General features: G+C 73.6%; 17 protein-coding genes. 13 read left to right on the forward strand and 4 right to left on the reverse strand.

Going from position 1 to position 20,831, the window contains the following annotated elements; translation table 11 throughout:
• The 6 genes from ACGFMK_RS22905 to ACGFMK_RS22930 form a co-directional block, all read left to right on the forward strand.
• Positions 1-1,451, forward strand: a 1,451-nt coding sequence (locus tag ACGFMK_RS22905) for a LuxR C-terminal-related transcriptional regulator (protein WP_392766526.1), incomplete at its 5' end; no start/stop codon positions are given.
• A gap of 87 nt (positions 1,452-1,538) precedes the next feature.
• A complete protein-coding gene (locus ACGFMK_RS22910) occupies positions 1,539-1,673 on the forward strand; it encodes a hypothetical protein (protein WP_323326627.1) in 135 nt (44 codons plus the stop codon).
• A gap of 17 nt (positions 1,674-1,690) precedes the next feature.
• A complete protein-coding gene (locus ACGFMK_RS22915; protein WP_392766530.1) occupies positions 1,691-2,878 on the forward strand; it encodes a cupin domain-containing protein in 1,188 nt (395 codons plus the stop codon).
• A gap of 16 nt (positions 2,879-2,894) precedes the next feature.
• Positions 2,895-3,866 (forward strand): sucrase ferredoxin, encoded by a 972-nt coding sequence (locus ACGFMK_RS22920; RefSeq protein WP_392766533.1) that lies wholly within the window; start codon positions 2,895-2,897, stop codon positions 3,864-3,866.
• A 249-nt stretch (positions 3,867-4,115) separates the two neighbouring features.
• The gene (locus ACGFMK_RS22925) at positions 4,116-9,047 is read left to right on the forward strand and encodes an RHS repeat-associated core domain-containing protein (RefSeq protein ID WP_392766536.1); all 4,932 of its coding nucleotides are present in this window, start codon (positions 4,116-4,118) and stop codon (positions 9,045-9,047) included.
• Between the two features lie 14 nt (positions 9,048-9,061).
• Positions 9,062-9,340: a DUF6881 domain-containing protein gene (locus ACGFMK_RS22930; RefSeq protein ID WP_392766539.1), complete on the forward strand. Its 279-nt coding sequence runs from the start codon at positions 9,062-9,064 to the stop codon at positions 9,338-9,340.
• 546 nt (positions 9,341-9,886) lie between these two features.
• Here the strand turns inward: ACGFMK_RS22930 and ACGFMK_RS22935 are convergent.
• Entirely contained in the window at positions 9,887-10,639 is a 753-nt protein-coding gene (locus ACGFMK_RS22935) for an IclR family transcriptional regulator (RefSeq protein WP_392766542.1), read from the reverse strand.
• Between the two features lie 78 nt (positions 10,640-10,717).
• Here ACGFMK_RS22935 and asnB point away from each other — a divergent pair, with 78 nt between their 5' ends.
• Positions 10,718-12,241 carry an asparagine synthase (glutamine-hydrolyzing) gene (gene asnB, locus ACGFMK_RS22940; RefSeq protein ID WP_392766545.1) on the forward strand — a complete coding sequence of 508 codons (1,524 nt, stop codon included), beginning with the start codon at positions 10,718-10,720 and terminating at the stop codon, positions 12,239-12,241.
• 78 nt (positions 12,242-12,319) lie between these two features.
• On the opposite strand, the gene map is transcribed toward asnB, so the two are convergent.
• Complete coding sequence (gene map, locus ACGFMK_RS22945) at positions 12,320-13,111, reverse strand: type I methionyl aminopeptidase (protein WP_392766548.1); 792 nt, start codon at positions 13,109-13,111, stop codon at positions 12,320-12,322.
• Positions 13,112-13,150: 39 nt separating this feature from the next.
• Positions 13,151-14,665, reverse strand: a complete 1,515-nt coding sequence (locus ACGFMK_RS22950) for an FAD-dependent oxidoreductase (RefSeq protein WP_392766551.1) — start codon at positions 14,663-14,665, stop codon at positions 13,151-13,153.
• A 78-nt stretch (positions 14,666-14,743) separates the two neighbouring features.
• On the opposite strand from ACGFMK_RS22950, the gene ACGFMK_RS22955 reads away from it, so the two are divergent.
• The 4 genes from ACGFMK_RS22955 (at position 14,744) to ACGFMK_RS22970 (ending at position 18,520) form a co-directional block, all read left to right on the forward strand.
• Positions 14,744-15,391 (forward strand): TetR/AcrR family transcriptional regulator, encoded by a 648-nt coding sequence (locus ACGFMK_RS22955; protein WP_392766554.1) that lies wholly within the window; start codon positions 14,744-14,746, stop codon positions 15,389-15,391.
• A gap of 11 nt (positions 15,392-15,402) precedes the next feature.
• Positions 15,403-16,623, forward strand: a complete 1,221-nt coding sequence (locus ACGFMK_RS22960) for a sensor histidine kinase (protein WP_392766557.1) — start codon at positions 15,403-15,405, stop codon at positions 16,621-16,623.
• The gene (locus ACGFMK_RS22965) at positions 16,605-17,267 is read left to right on the forward strand and encodes a response regulator (protein ID WP_392766560.1); all 663 of its coding nucleotides are present in this window, start codon (positions 16,605-16,607) and stop codon (positions 17,265-17,267) included. The genes ACGFMK_RS22960 and ACGFMK_RS22965 overlap by 19 nt, the downstream gene beginning before the upstream one ends.
• Before the next feature lie 140 nt (positions 17,268-17,407).
• Positions 17,408-18,520, forward strand: a complete 1,113-nt coding sequence (locus ACGFMK_RS22970) for a glycosyltransferase 87 family protein (RefSeq protein WP_392766563.1) — start codon at positions 17,408-17,410, stop codon at positions 18,518-18,520.
• A gap of 14 nt (positions 18,521-18,534) precedes the next feature.
• Here ACGFMK_RS22970 and ACGFMK_RS22975 read toward each other — a convergent pair whose 3' ends face one another.
• A complete protein-coding gene (locus ACGFMK_RS22975; RefSeq protein ID WP_392766566.1) occupies positions 18,535-18,738 on the reverse strand; it encodes a hypothetical protein in 204 nt (67 codons plus the stop codon).
• Positions 18,739-19,091: 353 nt separating this feature from the next.
• On the opposite strand from ACGFMK_RS22975, the gene ACGFMK_RS22980 reads away from it, so the two are divergent.
• The gene (locus tag ACGFMK_RS22980; RefSeq protein WP_392766568.1) at positions 19,092-20,048 is read left to right on the forward strand and encodes an ATP-binding cassette domain-containing protein; all 957 of its coding nucleotides are present in this window, start codon (positions 19,092-19,094) and stop codon (positions 20,046-20,048) included.
• Positions 20,045-20,809: an ABC transporter permease gene (locus tag ACGFMK_RS22985; RefSeq protein WP_392766571.1), complete on the forward strand. Its 765-nt coding sequence runs from the start codon at positions 20,045-20,047 to the stop codon at positions 20,807-20,809. The genes ACGFMK_RS22980 and ACGFMK_RS22985 overlap by 4 nt, the downstream gene beginning before the upstream one ends.
• Positions 20,810-20,831: the final 22 nt, after the last annotated feature.

Consider the following 20,831-nt stretch of genomic DNA (forward strand, 5'->3'; position numbering starts at 1 on the left):
CGGCCCGGGCGCTGCTCGGCCCGGACGCCGCGGCGGCCGACGTCGCCGTGATCGACGTGGTCGCCGCACACCTCGCCTACGACCAGCCGGGCCCGGACCGGCGCGCCGCCGCCGAGGCGCTGGCCCGGCGGGCGGCGACGGTCGCCGAATCGGTGCCGCTGCCGGTGGTGGCCTGCCAGGCCTGGCTGCTGCTCGCCGCGATCGCCCGGCAGCGCGACGCGGCCGAGGCCACCGCCCACCTCGAGCACGCCCACTCGCTGGCTGTGCTGCACCGCCTGCCGCTCTGGGAGCTGCACGCGCTGGTCCGGCTGGGCCACGACGACGCGTTGCGCACCGGCGACCTCACCCGGCTGAACCGGGCCCGCGAGCAGGCGAGCGCGGCCGGTTCGGTGACCGCCCGCTACCAGGCCGAGGCCGGCCTGGCCCTGCACGCGATCCTGCGCGGCGAACTCACCGAGGCCGGCGAGCTGCTCGACCACGCACTGGACGCGACGATCCGGTTCCGCCAAGCCGAGACCACGCGTTACGTGCTCCTGCTGCGGGTGGTGCTCGCCGGGCACCGGGGCGACCGCGCGGCGCTGACCGAAGCGCTGACCGAATTCGGGCGTCACCGAGGGGACGTCACACTGCACGCGCCCCGCATCCACGGCCTGGCCGGCGCGTTCTGCGCCCTGCTGGAGGAGGACCGCGCCCGCGCCCGGGAGGACCTCGCGCTGGCCGCGCACCACGAGGAGGCCGGCGGCGACATCGACCACCTCTCCGGCCGGTTCGGGCTGCACCTGCTGCTGCGGGTGGTGGACGGCACGGCGGGCCGTCCCGAGTGGCGGGCCGTGCACGCCGACCCGGCGGCGGCCCTGCGCTGGGACCGGCAGTTCGCCGAGTTCGCCCGCGCCGTCCTGCTCGGCCGGGAGGGCAAGCGCCGCCAGGCCGAACGGGCGATGGTCGAGGCCCTGCGGGTCGCCGAGCCGTACGCGACCAGCCGTCACCTCGCCCTGCGGCTGGTGGGCGAGGCCGCCCTGGACGACGGCTGGGGCGACCCGGTCGGCTGGCTGCGCGCCGCCGAGCGGTACTTCCACCGGGGCAAGGTCCCGGCGGTGGCCCGGGCGTGCCGCGCCCTGCTGCGGCGCACGGGCGCCCGGGTCCCGCAGCACCGCGCGGGCACCGACGACATCCCGGCGCGGCTGCGCTCGGCCGGCGTCACCGCCCGGGAGTACGAGGTGCTCGGGCTGCTGGCGGGCCGGCTGAACAACCAGGAGATCGCGGCCCGGCTGCACCTGTCGCCCCGCACGGTGGAACGCCACGTCGGCAACCTGATCACCAAAACCGGCCTGCCCAACCGGATCGCGCTGAGCGCGCTGGCCCTGGACGTCCTCGGCCCCGGGGAACCCAGCCTGCACAGCACCCTGCTGGACCTGGCGCAGGAGGCCACCACCGGCGAGGCCTTCGCGTGAGTGAGGACTACTCAAATGATCGATGACGGCAAAGTCGGCCTGACGTAGCGTGAAGCCGACCAGTCGTCGATGTCTTGGGAGGTCCGGATGGGGCAGGAACACACGGCAACTGAGAACCAGGCGCCGGTCAGCGGATTGCTGCTGAGCGTGGAGGCGCTGCCCGCCGCCGTCGATCGCGGCAAGGCGAACGGCGCGGTGGCCGACAACGACGGTAACGACTAGCCCGGCGAAGGGCTGTCGTGACGGCAGTTCCGGGACTGGCCGACCTCGTGGCTCCGCTCGAGGCCGGCCAGTTCCACTCCGACGTGCTGGGGCGCGCGCCCCGGCGGTTCACCGGGCGGCCCGGGCGGTTCGCGTCCCTGCTCCGGTGGACGGACCTCGACCGGGTCCTGCGGCAGCACCGCCTGGACTTCCCGCGGCTGCGCCTCGCCCTCGACGGCGAGGTCGTGCCCGCGCACACCTACACCGAAATGGTGCAGACCCGGCGCACCGGGCTGGTGCCCCGCGTGCTGTCCGCGCCGTTCGCCGAGCGGCTGCGCGCCGGGGCGACCCTCGTGCTCGACTCGGTCAACGAGCTCGTCGAGCCGGTCGGCGACCTGGCGGCGCGGCTCGAACACGACCTGCGTGAGCGTGTCCAGGTCAACCTGTACGCCGGGTGGGGGACCACGCACGGGTTCGACGTGCACTGGGACGACCACGACGCGTTCATCATCCAGCTCGCCGGCCGCAAACGCTGGCGGCTGCACGGCATCACCCGGCCTTCCCCGCTGCAGCGGGACGTCGAGCTCCCGCCACGGCCGGAGGGCGAGCCCCTCGAAGACTTCCTGCTGGAGGACGGCGACGTCCTCTACGTGCCGCGCGGGCACTGGCACGACGTCTCCGCGGTCGGCGAGGAGTCCCTGCACCTGACCATCGGGTTCACCCCGGCCACCGGCGTCGACCTGGTGGCCTGGCTCGCCGACCAGGTGCGGGCCGACGAGCTGTTCCGCGAGGACCTGCCGCGGTTCGCGGGCCCGGGCGACCGGACCAAGCGGGCGGCGCAGCTGCGCCAGCAGCTCGCCGAGCTGATGACCGACGACCTGGTGGACCGGTTCCTCGCCGATCGGGACGCCCAGGCCCCGGCGCACCCGCGCATCGGGCTGCCGTGGTCCGCGACGGCGGAGCTGCTCCCGCCCGGGGACGACTTCGCGGTCCGGCTGCTCGCCCCGCGGGCGGCGCTCGACGACGGCGAGGGCACGGTTGCCCTGGTCGCGGCCGGGAAACGGCTGGTGTTCGCGGCGATCGCGCGCCCGGTGCTGGCCGCGTTGCTCGACGGTTCGCCGCGCGAGGTCCGGGTGCTCGCGGACGCCGTTCCCTCCCTCGACGGGGTGACCCTGCGGGCGCTGCTCGGGGAGTTGGTCACACAGGGGCTGCTCTCGACGGCGTAGTCCGATATGCTTAGGCATGCCTAAGTCGAGCTCCGGTGTTCCAGGGGGAGCTTGCGCCGGAAAACCGGACGCCGAGCCGGGGTGCGCCACGCTCGCCCGCGCGCTCGGAGGTGACCCCGCCGGAACCGCGGGTCGCATGACGTCGTGGCTGCTGATCGAGCAGCCGGGCGCGTGGGGCCCCGACGCTCTCGAAACGACCGTCGACCAGGTGTTTCCCGCTGGGCAGCTGGACGCCGCCCGGCAGGCGGGCCTGCGTCCGCTGCTCATCCGGAAACCGGGCAGGCACGCGCGGGTACCGGGCGCGCCGCGCACGGTGTTCCTGGCCAGCGGCCGCCCGGGGCGGCGGTGGCTCGAGCGGCTCGAGGTGAACGACCTCGCCGAGCTCGCCGATCTCGACTTCGCCGCGGTCGCGGCCGGCCGCGGCGGCCACGGCATCTCCGTGGCCGGGCCGCTGTTCCTGGTCTGCACGCACGGCAGCAAGGACATGTGCTGCGCGGTCTACGGCCGGCCGGTGGTCGCCGGCCTGGCCCAGAACCACCCCGGCCAGGTCTGGGAGGTCAGCCACGTCGGCGGTGACCGCTGGGCGGGCAACCTGCTGACGGTCCCGGACGGCTTCCTGCACGGCGGCCTCGGCGTGGCGGACGCCGAGCTGGTGGCCAAGGAGGCGCTGAGCGGCAACGTCCGCCTGGAGCACCTCCGCGGCCGCACCTCGGCGGAAAGCCCGTCGGCACAGTTCGCCGAGATCGCCGTCCGCGGCCGCGTCGGCGCGCGGGGCGTGGACGCCGTGCTGGCGGTCGAGGAACACACGCACGGTGACTCCCGGGTGGTGCTGGTGTCCGCGCCGCGGGGGATGTACGAGGTCGTGCTGCGCCGGGTGCCGTCGGCCGGCTCGGGCGTGAGCCGCTGCTCGGCCCGGGTCGTGTTGTCCGGTTTCGCGCTGGAGTCGGTGCGGCAGATTTCACTGCCGGGTGCCGCCGTCGGGGCCTGAGGTCCGGTACGCGCAGCTGCTCGGTGTTGCCGAGCGAGCGGCTGACCGGTACCGCCTTCCCGGCGCGGAACTGACGCCCGGACCGCCCCGCCCGGGGACGGCACTCCCTGTCCGGTTTCGGCGGAAACGGCCGCCTGGTCCGATGATGCGGGGCCGCCGGATGCCCTTTTGTACCTCCGGTCGGGGGACGGGCGGGTGTCCGACCGATGACCTGCGTATGTCCGAGTGGTGGCCAGCTAGCCTGAACGGGTGACCAACCCTCTTGTTGCGCAGGCGCAGGACTCCACCAAGCCCTACACGGGTATCTCGCTCATGGAGTCGGCGGCCGACCTGAAGTCGGCCATCGAGAGCGGGGACTGGGCGTCGGTCGCGATGGGGGCGGTGGGCACCGCGCTGGACGCGCTGTCCATGGCGATGGACCCGTTCGGCGCGATCCTGGCGGCCGGGGTGGCGTGGCTGATGGAGCACGTCGGCCCGTTGAAGCAGGCGCTCGACGGCCTGACCGGCAACGCCGACGAGATCGCGGCCCAGTCGGAGACCTGGAAGAACATCGCGGGTGAGCTGCAGGGTGTCGGCACCGACCTGGGCGACATGGTGAAGTCGGACCTGCAGTCCTGGGCCGGCCCGGCGGCGGACGCCTACCGGCAGCGGACCGAGGACGCGGTCGCGTTGCTGGGTTCGGCCCAGAAGGGCTGCGAAGGCGCTTCCAGCGGGGTGAAGACCGCAGGCGAGGTCGTGGCCGCGGTGCGCGCCCTGGTGCGCGACATCATCGCGGAGCTGATCGGGCACCTGATCAGCTGGGCGCTGCAGGTCGTGTTCACCCTCGGCATCGGGCTCACCTGGGTGGTGCCGCAGGTGATCGGCGCGGTGGCGAAGACGGCGTCGAAGATCGCGGACCTGGTCAAGCGGCTGGTGACGGCGCTCAAGGCGCTGATTCCGCTGCTCAAGCGCGCCGGAGACCTGTTCTCGGACGCGGCGAAGGCGTTGAAGGGCCTCAAGAACGGCGGCAAGGTCGCCCCGCCGAAGAAGGTCAGCGGCATCGACGGCACGCCGAAGGCGCCACCGCCCAAGGGCGGTGGCTCGACGACCCCCTCCGGTGACCACTCGCCGCCGCCGAAGGGGGGCGATTCCACGACGCCGTCGGGCGATCACTCGCCGCCGCCGAAGGGTGGCGACTCGACGACGCCGTCCGGCGACCACACCCCGCCGAAAAACGACCCGCCGCCGCCGAAGACCGACCCGCCGCCGCCGAAGAACGACACCCCGGACAGCACCCCGAACGGCACGCCGCCGCCGGCCAAGGGGCCGGGCGGCGACGCCACGACCTCGTCGGGGGCCAAGGGTGACATCCGGGGCGGCAACGGCAACCCGCCGCACAATTCCACCCCCACCAAGGACCTGCCCGACTGCGGTGACCCGATCGACGTCGCGAGCGGGCGGATGTTCCTGCCGCAGACCGACGTCGAGCTGCGGGCCGCGCTCCCGCTGATCGTCTCGCGCACGCACCTGTCGGACTACCGCGTCGGCCGGTCGTTCGGCCGCACCTGGGCGTCCACTTTGGACCAGCGGCTGGAGATCGACGACGAGGGCGTCAGCTTCGCCGCCGAGGACGGCGCGCTGATGGTCTACCCGCTGCCGGGCGACAGCGGCTCGGTGCTGCCCGAGTTCGGGCCCCGCTGGCCGCTGGCCCGCACCGCCGACGGCGGCTTCACCGTCACCATGCCCGAGCTGTCGCAGACCCTGCTCTTCGCGCCGTCCGGCGGTGCGGAGCTGCCGGTGACGTCGGTGCTGCGCGGCTCCGGCCCGCGCATCGACTTCGGCCGCGACGAGCACGGCGTACTGACCACGATCAGCCACTCCGGCGGCTACCTGCTCAGCGTCGAGACGACGGCCGGCCTGGTCACCGCGCTCGACCTGGTGGGCGGTGCCCGGCTGCCGGACGGCACCCCGGCCGACCTCCCGCTGGTCCGCTACCGCTACGACGACGCGCGCCGTCTCGTCGAGGTGGTCAACTCCTCCGGGCGTCCGCTGCGGTTCGGCTACGACGCCGAGGGGCGGATCACGAACTGGGAGGACCGCAACGGGTTCTCCTACCGCTACCGCTACGACGACGCCGGCCGCTGCGTCCGCACCGAAGGCGACGGCGGGTACCTCGACTACACCTTCGACTACGACCCGGCCGCGCGCGTCACCCGCGCGACGAACTCGCTCGGCGCGGTCATCACCTACCACTTCACCGAGTGGGGCCAGGTCGCCCGCGAGATCGACCCGCTCGGCCACGAGGTCCGCTACGACTGGGACCGGCACCACCGGCTGCTCGTCCGCACCGACGAGCTCGGCGGCGCCACCACCTACACCTACGACGACGCCGGCGACCTGGTCGGCGTCGGCTACCCCGACGGCACCGCCGACTCGGCGCGCTACGACGAGCGGCACCGGCCGGTGCTCACCGTGGACGTCGACGGCGCGCGCACGCAGCGGGAGTACGGCGAACGCGGCGAGCTCACCGCGGTGGTCGACGCCGCGGGCGCCCGCACCACCTACGGCTACGACGCGGCGGGGAATCTCGCCACGATCGTCGACCCGCTCGGCGGGCGGACCACCATCGTCTCCGATGCGCGCGGCCTGACCCAGTCGGTCACCGGGCCCACCGGCGCCGTCGGCACGTTCGAGTACGACGCCTTCGGCCGCCTGGCCGCGGAGACCAGCCCGGCCGGGGAGACCACCCGCTACGCCTGGACGATCGAGGGCCGCCCGCTGCGCATGACCCGCCCCGGCGGCGGCACCGAGCAGTGGACCTACGACGGTGAAGGCAACCTTCGCGAACACCGCGACGCCACCGGCGCGCGGACGCTGACCGAGGTCGGCGGGTTCGACCTGCCGTCCGCGCGGATCGCGCCGGACGGCAGCCGGATGGAGTTCACCCACGACACGGAACTGCGGCTCGTCGCGGTCCGCAACGAGCAGGGACGCCGCTGGGACTACCGGCACGACGCGGCGGGAAACCTGGTCGAGGAATCGGACTTCGACGGCCGCGTGCTGCGCTACACCTACAACGCGGCGGGCGACCTGACCAGCCGCACGAACGGCGCCGGCGAAACGCTCACGTTCACCCGCGACGCGCTGGGCCGGGTCGTCGAGCAGCGCGCCGGCAACGAGGTCACCCGCTGGACCTACGACGCCGCGGGCCGGCTCCTGCGCACGGTCAACGCCGACGCCGACGTCAGCTTCACCTACGACGCCATGGGCCGGACCCTGACGGAGACCTGCAACGGCCGCACCGTGCGCTCGGAGTACGACGCGCTCGGCCGGCGGATCCGGCGCACCCTGCCGTCCGGGCTGGTCAGCCAGTGGGCCTACAACGGCGCCGGCGCGCCGGTCGGGCTGCAGGTGGGCGGCCACGCGATGAGCCTGCGCCGCGACGCGGCGGGCCGCGTGGTCCAGCGCGGCTGGGGCGTCACCGACACGCGCCAGCACTGGGACGCGGCGGGCCGGCTGGCCGCGCAGACCGTGGCGTCGGCCGGCGGTGCCCTGGTGCACCGGCGCGCCTACGACTACCGCGAAGACGGCCTGCTCACCGCGATGCACGACGCCGCCGCCGGCACGCGGGCGTTCGAGCTCGACCCGCTGGGCCGGATCAGCGCGGTCACCGGGTCGCACGCCGAGCGCTACAGCTACGACAGCACCGGCAACGTGACCGGCGCGCAGGCGGGCGCCGTGCCCGACCCGCTCGCCGGGCCCCGGACGTACGCGGGCACGCGGATCGCCGGCGCCGGCGCCACCCGCTACGCCCACGACCAGCAGGGCCGGCTCGTCGAGCGCGTCGCCCCGGGGCTGGACGGGCGGCCGCAGGTCTGGCGGTTCACCTGGAACGCCGAGGACCGCCTCACCGGCGTCACCACCCCCGACGGGCAGCGCTGGCGCTACCGCTACGACCCGCTGGGCAGGCGGGTCGCGAAGCAGCGGCTCGCGGCCGACGGCACGGTGGCCGAGCAGGTCGACTTCACCTGGGACGGCGCCGCGCTGGCCGAGGAGCACCAGCTGACCCCGGCCCGGCAGCGGCGGCTGCGCAGCTGGGACGTCGAGCCCGGCAGCGCCCTCCCGCTGCTGCAGAGCGAGCGGCTGCTCGGCCCGGACGGCGTCCAGCAGGTGATCGACCAGCGGTTCTACGCGATCATGACCGACGTGGTCGGCACCCCGACGGAGCTGATCGGCCTCGACGGCGTGGTCGTCCGCCAGCAGTCGCAGTCGATCTGGGGCCGGCCGCTCGACAACGCGCCGGCCGTGACCCCGCTCCGCTTCCCCGGCCAGTACTTCGACGCCGAGACGGGCCTGCACTACAACTACCACCGCTACTTCGACCCGGGCACCGCGCGCTTCCTCAGCGCCGACCCGCTGGGCCTGGGCGGCGGGCCGAACCCGCAGGCGTACGTGGCCAACCCGCTGGCGTTCATCGACCCGTCCGGCCTCACCCCGTGCGCCGACGCCGCGTCCGGCTCCGGCGGCGGCGGGTCCAGCCGTGGCGGCGGTGGCAACCAGGGCGGCCGTGGTGGCAACGGCCGCGGTGGCAACGGCGGCAACAACGGGGCCGGCCCGAGCCGGCCGCCCCGCAACGGGAACCGGCCGCCGCCGCCGTACTACGACAACCCGCTGCCGACGACGCCGCACGCGACGGTGCCGCACACCCCGGACAACCCGAACGGGAGCCTTTACCACTACACCAACGAAGCCGGCATGAACGGCATCATGGGCAGCGGCCACGTGCGGCCCTCGGCGTGGACGCACGGCACGCCCGAGAACCCGCTGGTCGGCTCGCACGCCCGGTACGGCTCGGGTGGCTACTTCACCAACATCGCGCCGGGACAGCTGTCGCAGGAAGGGCTGTCCCAGGCCCTGGTGCTCAACCCGGGTTCCGGTGCCAGCTTCACCCACCACATCGAGGTCAGCCCGTCCGCGCTGGAAAGCCAGGGCTACACGATCTCGCAGTCCGACCACCGGCCGGACGTCTACGTGGTGCACCACAACGACCAGCCGACGAACCACCCGAACCCACGGCCGGTGGAGATCGGTGACTCCCACGTCAGCCACGGCCCGAACCCCCAGGGCCCCCACCTCGGCGACAGCATGGGGCAGGAAGACTGGGGCGACGCGGCCCGCCCGCGGCCGCCGCGGCAGCGCTGAACCGGAGACCCGACATGGACTACCTGCACGTGCACTGGCGTCACGACGCCGCCGACGCCCCGGCGGACATCTACAGCGAACTCGACGACGACCGCTGGGAGGTCCGCAAGGTCGAGGCCTTCCCCGACGGCACCCTGCACTACGCCGACGACTGGCGCTCGACGGGCCGCACCGGGCTCAGCGAGGTGCCGCTCCCGTCGTTCGAGGAGCTCGCGGCCCAGGACGCGCTGACGCCGACGGTGATCGACGCCGAGGAGTTCGAACGGATGTGGGCCGGCGCGACGAAGGACTGACACGCCGGGACGCGGCCGGGAACCACCGCGGCTCGGCTTGGGCGGCTGGTTGCCACTGCGGCGCCGCCGGCCGAGCGCCGCTGCTCAGCTCCGGAAGCGGATCGTGAACCACGGCGGTGGGGCTCGGGTCCGTGCGCCGGGCGGGTGGGGCTCGGGCTGAGTGTCGGCTGGTAGCCCCCGCGGCTGGGGCGCCGGGCGGGTCGGTCCGTGGTGGGTTGTGGACGGCGGGCGGGGTCCTGCGGCGGTCTTCAGTTCTGCGCTGGGCCGGAGCCTTGTGGTGGCTGGGTTTTGGGCGTCAGTCGGGTGGCTTTGGGGCTTGCCGCGGATGTGGGCACCACCCGGCGCGGGTCAGGGTTCGGGCGCCGCTGGGCTCGGGTTCGGTTGCCGGGCGGGTAGTCCTGTGGTGAGGCTCGTTTCAAGGGCCGGGTGGGCGCGGCTCGGTTCGTGCCGGTCGTGAACCGCTGCGGCGCCCCTTGGTTTCGGGTGCCCGGCGGGTAATCCCTTTGTGTACCTGGAATGTGGCCACCGGCCGGGAACCACCGCGGCTCAGGGCCGCGCGCCGGCCGACAGGTTCGCAGCCGTGGCCGTGACCGCCTCCACGATCCGCTCCAGCACCTCCGGCGTCAGCCGGTAGCTGGGCACCGAAACGTTCACCGCCGCCAGCGGCGCGCCGCGGAAGTCGAGCACCGGCGCCGCGACCGCGGTGAGGCCGATCTCGTGTTCCTCCGCCGCGACCACGTGGCCCGCCGCGCGCTCCTGGCGCAGCCGCTTCAGCACCGCGGCGATGGTCAGCGGGGCGTGGCGGGTGCCCGGCAGGCGGCCCGGCCGCATCCTCAGCAGGGCGGTGACCTCGTCGTCGGCCAGGCCGAACAGCAGGGCGCGCCCGCTGGACGTGCAGTTCAACGGCGTGCCGCGGCCGACCCACTCGCGTGCCTGGACGCTGCGGCCGGCCTGCTCGCTCAGCACCGTCAGGGCCGCGTCGCCTTCCCGGACGGTCAGGTACGCCGCCTCGCCCAGCTCCTGCACCAGCGCGCGCAGCGCGCGGGGCGCGTCCTGGCGGAGCCGGCTGTCCCCGGCCGCGCCGGCCAGCGCGTAGAGCCGCCAGCCGAGCCGGTACTCCAGTGACTTCGGGTCTCGCTCGGCGAAACCCTCCTCGAGCAGCACCTTCAGCGTCCGCGAGATCTGCGTCTTCTCGGCGTCCAGCGCCTCGGCGACCGCCTGGACCCCCATCGGCCCCGAACCGAGCGCCCGCAGCACTTCCAGGGCCCGGTGCACGCTGGTCAGACTGTCGTTCGCCATCGGCCCAGTGTCCGGCCGCCGTGCGCGGAGCGCAACTATGGTTGAGATCTACGCACGGGCCGACCTAGCGTGAGGGTCATGTGCGGAATAGTCGCGTGCTACACCTCGTCCCCCGAAGCGATCACCTCCGACGTCGTGGCCGCCGGCCGGACCATGCTCGGCCGGCTGGCCCACCGCGGTCCCGACGACACCGGCCAGGCGCGCGTGGGCACGCAGGCGTGGCTCGGGCACAACCGGCTGTCGATCGTCGGCCCGGCCAACGGGCGGCAGCCCCTCGGCGACCCCGGGCCGTGGTCGCTGGTCTGCAACGGCGAGATCTACAACGACGCCGACCTGCGCGAAAGCCTGCCCGGCCACGACTTCACCACGGCCTCGGACAGCGAGTCGGCCCTCGCGCTGCTGACCGGGCGCGGGCCCTGGGCGTTCGACCGGCTCGAGGGGATGTGGGCGCTGTGCGCGGCGACGCCGGACGGCCGGTTCGTCGCGGCACGCGACCGCCTCGGCATCAAGCCGCTCTACTGGGCGGAAGTCGGCGGCCTGTACTACTTCGCGTCCGAGATGCGCGCCTTCCCCCTCGACGTCCAGCCCGCGGTGGAGATGTTCCCGCCCGGCTGCTGGTGGACGCCGGCCGACGGCCTGGTCCGGTTCGCGACCGCCGTCACCGCCGCGCCCGTCCAGGACGGCTTCACCGCGGCGGAACTGGAGAGCCGGACGCGTGACGTGCTCGTCGACTCGGTCCGGCGGCACCTGATGGCCGACGTCGAGGTCGGCGTTTTCCTGTCCGGGGGACTGGATTCCAGCATCGTCGCCGCCGTCGCCGCGGCCGAGTACACCCGCGAGGGACGGCGGTTGAAGACGTTCGCCGTCGGCGTGGCCGGGTCCGCCGACCTGCTCGCGGCCCGCGAGGTCGCGGCGTTCCTGGGGACGGAGCACCACGAAACGGTCTTCGACGCGGGCCGAGCCGTGGCCGCGCTCGACGACGTCGTCGCGTCCGTCGAGTCGTTCGACGCCGGCCTGATCCGCAGCGCGGTGCCGAACTGGTTCCTCGCCGAGCTGGCCGCACAGCACGTCAAGGCGGTGCTGACCGGCGAGGGCGCGGACGAGCTCTTCGCCGGCTACGGCTACTACCACGAACTCCACCGCGACCCGGCGGCGCTGCACCGCGAGCTGCGGCGCACCATCGAGCTGCTCCACGGCCTCAACCTCCAGCGCTGCGACCGCGTCACGATGGCGCACGGGCTCGAGGCGCGCGTGCCGTTCCTGGACGCCCGGGTGGTCGGCCACGCGATGTCCTTGCCGGACCACGTGAAGTCTCTCGAAGCCGACGGCCTCGAGAAAGGTCATCTCCGCCGCGCGTTCACCGGCTGGCTGCCCGGCCACCTGCTGTGGCGCCCCAAACTGGAGTTCGGCACCGGCAGCGGCGCCGCGGACCTGCTGACCCCGTACTGGAACCAGCGGATCGGCGACACCGAACTGACCGAGGGCCACGACCCGGCCACCGGCCTGCGGTCCAAAGAGGAACTGGCCTACTACCGCGCGTTTCGCCGGGCGCTGCCGGAAGTCCGGCCGGACGCGGTGCTGACCCGGTTCGCCGTCGCCTGAGCAGGGCGACCGGCCGGGGTCGGCCGGATCGGCCACGTGGTCGGCCTCTCGTCCCGGCCCGGCGTCCCTTGTGGACGGTCAGCCGCGCTTCGGCGGGGTCTCCCCGGCGCGCCGGGTGAGCACCATCGGGGCGTCGTCGGTGATGGCGACCGTGTGCTCGGAGTGGGCCGTGCGCGAGCCGTCGGCCGACCGGATCGTCCAGCCGTCCTCGTCGTAGACGATCTTGTCGGTCGTGCGGGCGAACCACGGCTCGAGCGCGAGGGTCAGGCCCGGCCGGAGCTTCATCCCGCGGCCCGGCTGGCCCTTGTTGGAGACGTGGAGGTCCTCGTGCATGGTGCGGCCGATGCCGTGCCCGCCGAACTCGGTGTTGACGGGGTAGCCGTAGCCGCACGCCACCGCGTAGATCGCCGCCGAGATGTCGCCGAGGCGGTTGCCCGGGCGCGCCGCCTCGATCGCCGCCTCCAGCGCTTCCTCGGTGGCCCGGATGATCCGCAGGTCCTCTTCGGCGGCGGTGCCGACGATGACCGTGCGCGCCGAATCGGCCACCCAGCCGTCGATGCCGACCGCGAGGTCCGCGGTGAGCACGTCCCCGTCGCGCAGGACGTAGTCGTGGGGGAGGCCGTGCAGCACCGCGTCGTTGACCGAGAGGCAGATGACGTTGCGGAACGGGCCGTCGCCGAAGGACGGCGAGTAGTCCCAGTAGCACGATTCCGCGCCGCGCCGCTTGATCATGCCGCGCGCGTGGTGCTCCAGGTCCATCAGGTTGACGCCGACGTCGGCGAGCCGGCCGACCTCGCTGAGCACCTCGGCCACGAAACGGCCGGCCACGTGCATGCGCTCGATCTCCGCAGGCGTCTTCAGTTCGATCACGAATGTCCTCGCTACCTCGGTACCGGTATAGTTATACCGTCACCGTAACACGCTCTCGGTGACGGACGGCCGGCCGATCTCCGTGAGGTACGCCGCCACCGCCGAGACGTCGCCGGCGTCGGAGATCAGCCCGACGTAACCGTCGGGGCGGATCACTACGAGAGTGCCCTCGGCCGCGCCGTACGCGGCCGCGAGGTGGCCGCCGGTGTCGGCGATGTCGCCGGGTCCGGCCGGTCGCTCGACGACCTGGAGCGTCCGGACGTCGGCCGGAAGAGCGGCGGTCCCGAAGCTGAGCAAGGTGAACTGCCCGCCGCGCGTCAGCTCGAACAGCCGTCGTTCGCCTTCCGTCGTCGTCAGCCCGGTCGCGTCCGGCGCGCGGTCGCCGGCGCGGAGCGGCGCGTTGTCGTCGCGATCGTCGCGAGCCAACGCGGAACCGCGATAGCCGATGGCGAGCTGCGTCGTGCTCGCGTCACGACGGACCGGGATGCCCTGCTGGTCGATCGCCTGCGCGAGCCGCGCGTTCGAGAGGGTGAGCACGTCGGCGGCGACGGGCCGCCGCTCGGCCTCGTAGGTGTCCAGCAACGCCGGCGAGGCGCCCTTCACGACGGCCGCGAGCTTCCAGCCGAGGTTGTGCGCGTCCTGGATGCCCGTGTTCATCCCCTGGCCGCCGGCGGGGGAGTGGATGTGCGCGGCGTCGCCGGCGAGGAACACCCGGCCCGCGCGGTAGCGCTCGGCGAGGCGGATGTTGGCGCGCCACAACGACGACCACGCGGGCTCGTGGAGCCGGAGGTCGGTGCGGCCGCTGCGCCGCTCGAGGATCGCCTGCAGGTTCGCGAGGCCGAGGTCGGGGTTCTGGCCGGGCGCGATGCTGGCCTGGAACTGGAAGGCGCCGGTCGAGGGCAGCGGGCAGAGGGTGACCAGGCCGTCGGGCTGCCGCCACATGTGCCAGGCGTCGCGATCGAGGCCGTCGACCTCGACGTCGGCGACGATCATCCGCACCGCGTCGCGGGTCTCGCCTTCGAACGCGATGCCGGCCTGCTTGCGGACGACGCTGTGGCCACCGTCGCAGCCGACCAGCCGGCTAGCGGTGACCGTCTCGGCTTCGCCGCTCCTGACGAGCACCGCCGACACGCCGTCGGCCGTCTGTTCGAACCCGTCGAGCGTGGTGCCGAACTCGACCGCGCCGCCGAACTCCGCCAGCCGCAGCCGCAGTGCCTCCTCGACCCGCCACTCGGGCGTGATCAGGCTGGCCGGATACGGGACGTCAGGGCGGCTCGCGGGTGCGTCGCCGCCCAGCGTGACCTGGCCGTCGGGGGTGGTCGACCGGATCGGCATGGCCATCCGGCCGTGGGCGAGCACCCGGCCGACGACGCCGAGATCGTCGAACACCTCGAGGGTGCGCGGCTGGACGCCCTTGCCGCGCGAGCCGGGCTGCGGCCCGGGGGCGGCCTCGACCAGGCGGAAGGGGACGCCGGCGCGGGCGAGTTCGCAGGCCAGCGTCAGTCCGGTCGGGCCGGCGCCGGCGATCAGGATCGGTCTTGTCGTCTCGGTCATCGTCCACCCCGCGTAAGAAAGGAATCACTTTCTATCGCACGGTAGCCGCGCTTGCCAAGAAAGGAAAGACTTTCTATCGTGAGCCGGGTGGTCACCGGGGAACCCGTCCGCCGACGGCGGCACGGCAAACAGCTGGAGTCCGAGCTGCTCGCCGCCGGCTGGGACGAGCTGGTCGAGGTCGGTTACGCCCGCCTGACGATGGAATCGATCGCGGTACGTGCGCGCACCAGCGAGGCCGTGCTCTACCGGCGGTGGGCCAACAAGGACCAGCTCGTGTTCGCGGCGATCGAGCACCACCGCGCGGCCCACCCGGTCGCGCTTCCCGACACCGGTAGCCTGCGCGGCGACCTGATCGCCCAGCTGACGGCCATGAGCGAGGCCCTGGCCGGCTTCTTCGCCATCGCCGCGGCCGGCGCGTTTTCCGGGTTGCTGGCCGACACCGGCCTGACCCCGGCGCAGGTGCGCGACAAGGCCATGGGCGAACGGCCGCTCACGCGGGCCCTCTACCAGCGCGCCCACGACCGCGGCGAAATCGATCTGGCGCGCATCCCCGCCGTGGTGCTGGCCATGCCGTTCGACCTGGTGCGCCACGACCTGCTGATGGACCTGGAGCCCCCGAACGCCGCACGCATCCAGGCGATCGTCGACGACCTCTTCCTGCCCCTGGTGCGGTCGAAGCACCGCGGGCCGGACGTGACAGCGCCGCCGGGACCTGCGGCTGTGTAGGGTCGCCGCCGATGAGGATCACGAGCACGCGCGTGGACGCCGTGGCGCGCGGGGCCGCGGACGCGGTGTGGCAGACCGTCTTCGCGGGAGCGCGCCCGGCGAACGTCACGGGATCCTCCCAGCGGGTCCTCGTCGGGCTGCTCGCCCTCGTGGCCGGGGTGCTCGCGTTGGTCCCCGGCGATCGCGCCCCGGCGGGCGCGCTCGCCCTGGCCGGTGCCGCGACGGCCGTCGCGGTGGCGCTCACCCTGCTGCACCCGCTGTGGGCCTGGCGGCTGCTGATCGTGGTGGTCGCTTTCGCGGACGAGCTCTACGGGCCCCACGCGCGGTTCGGCTGGCCGTGGGCTCCCGGACTCGCGCTGGCGGCGATCCCGGTGTTCACCGCGGTCGGCAGGCATCACCGTCCGCAGGTGCTGGGCTGCGTGTGGCTGATCTCGGTCGGGGTGAGCGCCCTGCACGCGAACGTGCGGGACGAGCTGGTCCCGATCGCCGTGCTGCTCGCGGTGCCGCTGGTGTTCGGCCGGCTGGTGTCCCGGCTGCGCGGCACCGAACGGGACCTGGCCGACGAGGCCACGCACCGGGCCGTGCTGGAGGAGCGCGCCCGGATCGCCCGTGAACTGCACGACGTGGTCGCCCACCACATGTCGGTGCTGGCCATGCGCGCGGACTCGGCGCGCTACCGGTTTCCCGGGCTGGACGAGGGGCTGCGGGACGAGTTCCAGGTGATCCAGGACACGGCCCGGGACGGGATGACCGAGATGCGCCGCATGCTCGGCTTGCTGCGCGCGGAGCAGTCGGTCCCGGAGACCGAGCCGCAGCCCGGCGCCGAGCGGATCGAGGAACTGGTGGAACGGGTCCGCGCGGCGGGTACCGTCGTGCGGTTCGAGCTGCGTGGCGAGTACCGCGACCTGCCGGCCGGGGTCGCCCTGTCCGCGTACCGGATCGTCCAGGAAGGACTCAGCAACGCCGTGCGGCACGCACCCGGCGCGGCGGTCGAGGTGGTGCTGCACATCGACCCGGGCGAGCTGCGGCTCACCGTGCGGGACACCGGTGCCGTTTCGGGGGTGCCGGAGGAGACGGGCGGGCGCGCGAAGCACGGCCTGCTCGGCATGCGTGAACGCGCGGCGGCGCTCGGCGGTAGCTTTTCCGCGGGACAGCGGGCAGAAGGTGGCTTCGCGGTCACGGTGACCGTTCCGCTGGAGGACAGGGAGACACGATGGCCGTCACGGTCGTGATCGCCGACGACCAGACCATGGTCCGGCAGAGTTTCCGCGCGGTGCTCGACGCGCAGCCGGACATCGAGGTGGTCGGGGAGGCCGCCACCGGGATCGAGGCCGTCGCCGCGTGCGACCGGCTGCGGCCGGACCTCGTGCTGATGGACGTCCGGATGCCGGAGCTGGACGGGCTGGCCGCGACCCGGCGGATCCTCGGCGGCGACCCCGGCCGCGGACCTCGCGTGCTGATGCTGACGACGTTCGACGCCGACGAATACGTTTACGGCGCGCTGGCCGCCGGGGCCAGCGGCTTCCTGCTGAAGGACTCCCCGCTGGACGACCTCGTCGCCGCGGTGCGGATGGTGGCCGGCGGCAACGCGTTGTTCGCCCCCGCCGTCACGCGCCGGGTGATCGCGGGGTTCGCCGGGCGGAGGCCGCGCACCCAGGACACCACCCGGCTGGCCGGCCTGACCGCGCGGGAGGCCGAGGTCCTCCGCCTGATCGCGCGCGGACTGTCCAACGTGGACATCGCGACCGAGCTGGTGATCGCCGAGCAGACGGCCAAGACCCACGTCAGCCGGGTGCTGGGCAAGCTCGGGGTCCGGGACCGGGCGCAGGCGGTGGTCCTGGCGTACGAGGCGAAGCTGGTGGTACCGGGCGAGTGATACGCCGGTAGCACGAGCCCGGCGTAGTGGTACCGGGAAGGCAGGGGAAGACAGCTCTCCGGCACGACGACGGGTTCGCCGCGGTTGCCTAGTTTTTCCTTGTGTTCACAGGGAAAAGAGTTTCGGCCTGCCTCTTGTCGGTGGTCCTCGCCGCCTTGGCGGGAATCGCGGTCTACCACTGGCTCGAGGGCACGCCGCTCGGCACGGACAGCGCGGTCTACCGGGCCGGTGCCCTGGCCGTCCTGCACGGGCAGCCGCTGTACGAGCCGCTGTCGGCGCTGGACCCGAAGTCGGCGCTGGAGCTGCCGTTCACGTACCCGCCGGTCGCCGCGCTGCTGTTCCTGCCCCTGGCCGGGCTTCCGGTGCCGCTGGTGTGGCTGCTGCTCGCGGCGGGCTCGGTGCTCGCCGTGTGGTCGGTGCTGCACCGGTTCGCCGGGACCACCCCGCTCGTCGTGCTGGGCGCTCTGCCTGTCCTGGAACCGGTGTGGCGCCTGCTGTCGCTCGGGCAGATCAACGCGGTGCTGATGGTGCTGGTCGTGGCGGACGTGCTGCCCGCGCGGACCCGGCGGTACGGCGGGGTACTGGTCGGGCTGGCCGCGGCGGTGAAACTGACACCGCTGATCTTCATCGCGCACCTCTTCCTGACCGGACGGCGCGCCGAGGGGTGGCGGGCCCTGGCGACCTTCTTCGGCGCGAGCGCGGTGGGCGTGCTGGTCCTGCCCGGCGACTCGTGGCGTTACTGGTCGTCCGCGGTCGTGGACAACCGCAACGCCGGCTCCGTCGACTGGGTGCTCGACCAGTCCCTGCACGGTCTGCTCGTCCGGCTCGGCGTGACCTCGATCGCCTGGTACGCCGCACTGGCCGCGTTGTGCCTCGCCGTCGCGGCGATCCTGGTGCGCGACTTCCACCGGCGCGGTGATCCGCGCGCCGCCCTGCTCGTGTCGGCGGGCTGCGCCCTGCTGGTGAGCCCGTTGTCGTGGACGCACCACTGGATCTGGGTGGTGGCGCTGGCCGGCTACCTGGCGGGCCGGTGGGCCGCGCTGGCCGGCGTCGTGGCGGTGTTCACCGGCCGCGCGCTGGCCGCGGTGCCGGAGGGCGCTCACCGCGAGCTCGCCTGGGATCCTTTTCAAGTGGTTCTCGGCAACGCCTACGTGCTGGTCGCGCTCGCGGCCGGCGTGGTGCTCACCGTCCGGCTGCGGCTGCGACCCGCCACGAAGCCTGCCGATGCCACGACCGACGTGGCGCTGTTCTGATGTACGCGCGCGGCTCAGCGGCGGCCGCGGCGCCCGGACGGGTCGTGGGCCTTGCGGGAGCGCTGCTGCGGAGCGGGCTCGAACTCTTCGTCGGCCATGGACTCCGGGGTGTAGAACGGCTGGAGGAACAGGCCTCCGTACCGGTTGTGCTGCGGGGTGGTGAGCGCCTCGTGGCCGGGCTGCTCGACGACGGGGTGGCTGAACAACGAGCTGTCCACTGTGGAATTGCTGATCGGAAGATCCTTTCGTGGGAAACCGCTGAGGGCGGCTGCGCGCCGCCGAAGCTGGTTTCGGTGAGACCGCCGGCCGGGACCAGGTCCCTCGAGCCGGACGGACCGGCCACGGCTGTGAGCAGCGGGGCCGGTGAAGCAGAAGTACAGGTTTGCGGGGCTCGACCACACGTCGGCGCTCCCGGCTACGGCCAGTGTACCGGCCGGACCGGCGTTCGCGCCGGGCGGCACGCGAAGTCGCGCCGGAAACCGACGGAAACCGCGGTGAAACCGTCGTGAATCCCGCGCCCCGCATCTTCCTCTCGTCGTGACCGCCCAGGTCACGCGGGCAAAGGAGGCACATGGACAGCGTCGCACCCGCGATCGCGGTCACCGGTCTGCGGAAGTCGTTCGGGGACCACGTCGTGCTCGACGGCATCGATCTGGACGTGCCGGCCGGGTCGACGTTCGCGCTGCTGGGGCCGAACGGGGCCGGGAAGACCACCGCGGTCCGGATCCTCTCCACCCTGATCCGCCCGGACGGCGGGACGGCCCGGATCGCCGGGCACGACCTGGCCGCCGAGCCGGACGCGGTGCGGGCGGCGATCGGCGTCACCGGCCAGTTCTCGGCGGTGGACGACCTGCTGACCGGCGAGGAGAACCTGGTGCTGATGGCGGACCTGCACCACCTCGGCCGCGCCGAAGGGCGGCGGCGGGTCGCCGGGCTGCTCGCCCGGTTCGAGCTCGCCGACGCGTCCGGGAGGCTCGCGTCGACCTACTCCGGGGGCATGCGGCGGCGGCTCGACCTGGCGATGACGCTGGTGGGGGACCCGCGGGTGATCTTCCTCGACGAGCCGACGACCGGGCTCGACCCGCGCAGCCGCCGCACGATGTGGCAGATCATCCGGGAGCTGGTGGCCGGCGGCGTCACGATCTTCCTCACCACGCAGTACCTGGAGGAGGCCGACGAGCTGGCCGACCGGATCGCCGTCCTCGACCACGGCGAGATCGTCGCGGCCGGGACCGCGAAGGAGCTCAAGCGGAGCGTCCCTGGCGGTCACGTGCGCCTGCAGTTCCGCGACGCCGCCGACCTCGACGCGGCCGCGCGCGCGTTCGGCGAAGGGCGCCGTGACGACGAGACGGTCACCCTGCAGGTGCCGGGCGACGGCGGTGTCCGTGCGCTGCGGGCCGTGCTGGACCGCTTGGAGGACGCCGGGATCGACCCCGAGGAGCTGTCGGTGCACACCCCGGACCTCGACGACGTCTTCTTCGCCCTCACCGGCCACACCACCACCACTGCGAAGGAGACCGCCCGATGAGCGACGCGACGACCATGGTGCGGCGGAACTTCCGCCACACGCTCCGCAACCCGGGAGCGATGGTCATGACGATCGCCCTGCCGGTCGTGCTCCTGCTGCTGTTCGTCGGGGTGTTCGGCGGGGCGCTGACCGCCGGGCTCGGGCCGGCGGCGCAGGGGCGCGGGTACATCGACTACCTCGTCGCCGGGATCCTCCTGATGACCGTGGGCTACGGCGCCACGACGACGGCGATGGCGGTCAACCGCGACATGACCGCCGGCGTCATCGCCCGGTTCCGCACGATGGCGATCTCCCGCGCGTCGGTGCTGACCGGCCACGTCGTCGGCTCGACCGTCCGGACGCTGGTCAGCGCGGTGCTGGTGGTCGCGGTCGCGGTGCTGCTGGGCTTCCGGCCGGACGGCGACCCGCTGCGCTGGCTGGGCGCCTTCGGGATCCTCGCCCTGCTCACCCTCGCCCTCACCTGGCTCGGCGTCGCGGTCGGGCTGGCCGCCAGGACCGCCGAGGGCACCGCGCCGTTCACGTTCGCGGTCCAGCTGCTGCCGTTCCTCAGCAGCGCGTTCGTCTCCCCGGACGCGATGTCGGGCGCGGTCCGCTGGTTCGCGGCGCACGAGCCGTTCACCCCGGTCATCGACGCCCTGCGCGGCCTGCTGCTGGGCACCCCGGTCGCCGGGCACGGCCTGGTGGCCGTGGGCTGGTGTGTCGGGCTGGCGTTGGCGGGCTATTTCTGGGCGCGGGCGTTGTTCCGGCGGGATCCGCGCTGATGCTGGGATTCCAGCTCGGTTG

Source organism: Amycolatopsis sp. NPDC049252 (assembly GCF_043197175.1).
In the GTDB taxonomy this organism is placed as follows: Bacteria; Actinomycetota; Actinomycetes; order Mycobacteriales; family Pseudonocardiaceae; genus Amycolatopsis.